Below are 3114 nucleotides of genomic sequence, written 5' to 3'. Positions count from 1 at the left end.
GGACATTAGCAACTCAAGGAATCTTGATTTTAATTACACCAGTGACTGCTCTTACAGTTTTTGGAATCACGATTGTGATGTGTGTTGGCTCGGCAGTATTCGCGATTCAAAAGGTCACTCGTGTTGATCCTGCCATTGTTTTTAAGGCGTAGCTTAAGGGAGCAGACTATCTATGGTAACTCTTATCTTTTTTAATGCTTTCAGTTCTAGAGGTGTAGACGAACTATACCAAAAGCGACATGGGCTCAACTATTTAGATGAGTAGAATATATATATGTTTAGACGAATATGAAGTTTAATTTAATTTTACTATAGCTTTACTATTTTTTTTAAGATTAACACCTTACTTAATAAGAAACTTAACAAATGAGTCCTATTAAAATTAACCCTGCTGTGTCAACAAAAAGCCAAAAGCCAATTACCTCTAAGTCAAATTCAACAAATACTGCCACAAAAGCCATTCTTGTTAAAGGCGTAGAAATGGTATTTCAATCTGGGCGACAGTCTTATCAAGTTCTTAAAGGAGTGGACTGGGAAATCCAAAACGGGACTATTCAACTGCTAATGGGACCATCAGGATCAGGTAAAACCACTCTACTATCGATTTTGGCTGGACTACTGACGCCGACAGAGGGAAGTGTCTACTTGCTTGGAGAAGAGATCACTCGGATGTCTCGTCCTAAATTGGCACAGTTTCGACTACAAAATATAGGTTTTATTTTTCAGGGATTCAATTTGTTCCCGGCGCTAACAGCATCAGAAAATATTGAAGTTGTATTGAACATTAAAGGAATTCGTGGTCGAGCAGCAAGAAATCAAGCGCAAGTGCTGCTTGAACAAGTTGGATTAGGAGATAAAGCTCATCAAAAGCCAAGTGATTTATCTGGGGGACAAAAACAGAGGATTGCGATCGCCCGCGCTTTAGCAGGTAATCCTCCATTAATTATGGCAGACGAACCAACGGCGGCTTTAGACTCCGTCAGCGGGCACACAGTCACTGATTTATTGCGCAAGCTGGCAAAAGAACAAGGCTGTACGGTTTTGATTGTAACCCACGATCCTCGTGTTTTAGACGTCGCTGACAGAGTTGCCTACATGGAAGATGGAATTCTTAAGCAAGGCTAACCCCCGCCCTTTGGGGAAGTCAAAAGTCAAAATTCAAAAGTCAAAAGTCAAAAGTGTTATAAATCAAGCCTTTTAGCTGTTTGAAATGGTTGGTTTATTTACGCGCCCGCTGTACTAATACCTTTAGGGAAATTAGTGGGCTACGCGCTTTTTGCGTCAAGTTTTGTAGCAGTCGTAGTCTCTTGTTTAACCTCAGCTTCTTTAGCAGCTGCTGAGAGATGGACAATATGCACTGAACAAGGGGCATGGTGGAGGACGTAATTACTTACACTGCCAAGAAATAGTTCTTTTAAACCAGAGTGTCCACGACGCCCCATTATAATAAGATCGGCGTTCCAATTACTAGCTAAATCACAGATAATTCGACCAGGACTACCAAAGTTTTGTGTGAATTCAGTCTCGATCCCCTGTTCATTTGCTTTGGCACAGAAGGATTGCAGCATCTCAATACCTTCATTCTTAAACGTGTTCCATTGTTTTTGGTAAAACTCGAAGGTTTGATCCCCTATCCCGGGATAGTAGTTAAAATTAGAAAAAACAGTCACATATGGACTACCTTCTTCTTCCGAAGATAAAACGTGTAGTAGCAGTAAGGTAGCGCCAGTGATCTTTGCCAAAGCAAGCCCTTGTTTAAAAATTTGTTCGCCCATTTCAGAGCGATCTAATGCAACTAAAATTCTTTTAAACATATAAACCTCGGCTTTTTATCAAAAAAAGGGAACAAGGAGAAGGGAATAGGGAACAGGGAACAGAAGAGAAGGGAGAGAAAAACTCATAGGTTAATTTTTTGTAAATACCTCATTTCTCTCACTCCCCTATCTTCCCACAGTTGCTTATTGCCTATTACCTATTGCCTATCGCCTGTTCCCTGTTGATATTTATACATTATTTATACATCAACAATTTGAGGAACTTGTGAGGAAAGCAAATATAGCAGCCCTCGCCACAAAAAATTACACCAGAAGGCAAATATCAATCTTTCTGGATGTTGGGGCAAATTCTATCTTCTGGCTTAGTTGTTAAACTATGCCATCCTGAAAGTAATTCCCTCAATTCACCCTGTAAAGTTAATAAATGCTCAATTTGCTGATCGATCTCTGATATTTTATCTTCTAGCTTCTGCTGAATTTTATGACAAGCAGGTTTACCTTTATCATAAACTTGCAGAATTTCCCCAATCTCTTGCAGACTTAAACCTAAGCTCTGACAGCGCTTAATAAAGGAAAGACGAGTTAGTACATCTGATGAAAATTGTCGGAATCCCCCCTCTGTTCGCCCTGATGAATTGAGTAAACCTAAGCTTTCATAATAGCGAATTGTCCTAATAGGAACTCCGCTTAATTCTTTCACCTGACCAATTAAAAGCGGTTTTTGCTCTTGACTTAACACGAAACATTTCTCAGATCAATAGAGTTTTTTTATTTTATCTAATTCTTTACATTCTGAGAATGGGGAATTACGGCTTTGTTGTTAGATTTCGGGGCAGCAATGTCGCGTGAGATGTTACTTTGGGTCTTTGCTCGCAAAAGAACTCAGAAAAAGAAGTGGCTTTGCCACTTCTTCAAAATTCCCAGGTAGAACCTAAAGATAAGTATAACGAGTATTGTGACTATAAACCGTATAATCTTACACTTATTAACTTAAGCCAAATTGCAGACGTTTTCGTTATAACTTTGACATATATTTACACATTAATATACTTCACCTGGAACAATTATGCCTAAAATTTTTTGTATGATTTTGATTTGATGAGTACGGATTACACGAGTGCGTTTTGCGTCAAAGCTTAAGCCTATTAACAATAGTAACCGTTAATGGTCTTGTGTTGTGTAGCCTCAGCTTATACTCGCGATCGCCACCCCACAACAAAATTTTAGGCAATCTCGTCCTCCTGGTAGAAGCTAGGTATGTGGTAAGAGACCAAATTATGAGATAAATATGAAAGAATTTAGCTCGTGATCGCAATGCCCCTGAATACAGAAACACAAC

The 3114-nt window shown here is 39.1% G+C and carries 4 protein-coding genes; 1 reads left to right on the top strand and 3 read right to left on the bottom strand.

Features of this window, described 5'->3' with window-relative positions:
• Nucleotides 1-366 precede the first annotated feature (366 nt).
• Nucleotides 367-1125 (top strand): ABC transporter ATP-binding protein, encoded by a 759-nt coding sequence (locus tag G4P69_RS36560; protein ID WP_208354753.1) that lies wholly within the window; start codon nt 367-369, stop codon nt 1123-1125.
• A 140-nt stretch (nt 1126-1265) separates the two neighbouring features.
• Here G4P69_RS36560 and G4P69_RS36555 read toward each other — a convergent pair whose 3' ends face one another.
• The 3 genes from G4P69_RS36555 to G4P69_RS36545 form a co-directional block, all read right to left on the bottom strand.
• On the bottom strand, nt 1266-1814 hold the full coding sequence (locus G4P69_RS36555) for a universal stress protein (RefSeq protein ID WP_208345982.1): 549 nt from the start codon (nt 1812-1814) through the stop codon (nt 1266-1268).
• A 283-nt stretch (nt 1815-2097) separates the two neighbouring features.
• Nucleotides 2098-2514 (bottom strand): heavy metal-responsive transcriptional regulator, encoded by a 417-nt coding sequence (locus G4P69_RS36550; protein WP_208345981.1) that lies wholly within the window; start codon nt 2512-2514, stop codon nt 2098-2100.
• 390 nt (nt 2515-2904) lie between these two features.
• A partial coding sequence (locus G4P69_RS36545; RefSeq protein WP_208354752.1) for a hypothetical protein occupies nt 2905-3114 on the bottom strand: 210 nt, incomplete at its 5' end.

It is taken from the genome of Aetokthonos hydrillicola CCALA 1050, assembly GCF_017591665.1.
GTDB lineage: Bacteria > Cyanobacteriota > Cyanobacteriia > Cyanobacteriales > Nostocaceae > Aetokthonos > Aetokthonos hydrillicola.
The sequence above is the reverse complement of the archived record's forward strand: the minus strand, read 5'-3'. Positions and strand labels throughout refer to the sequence as shown.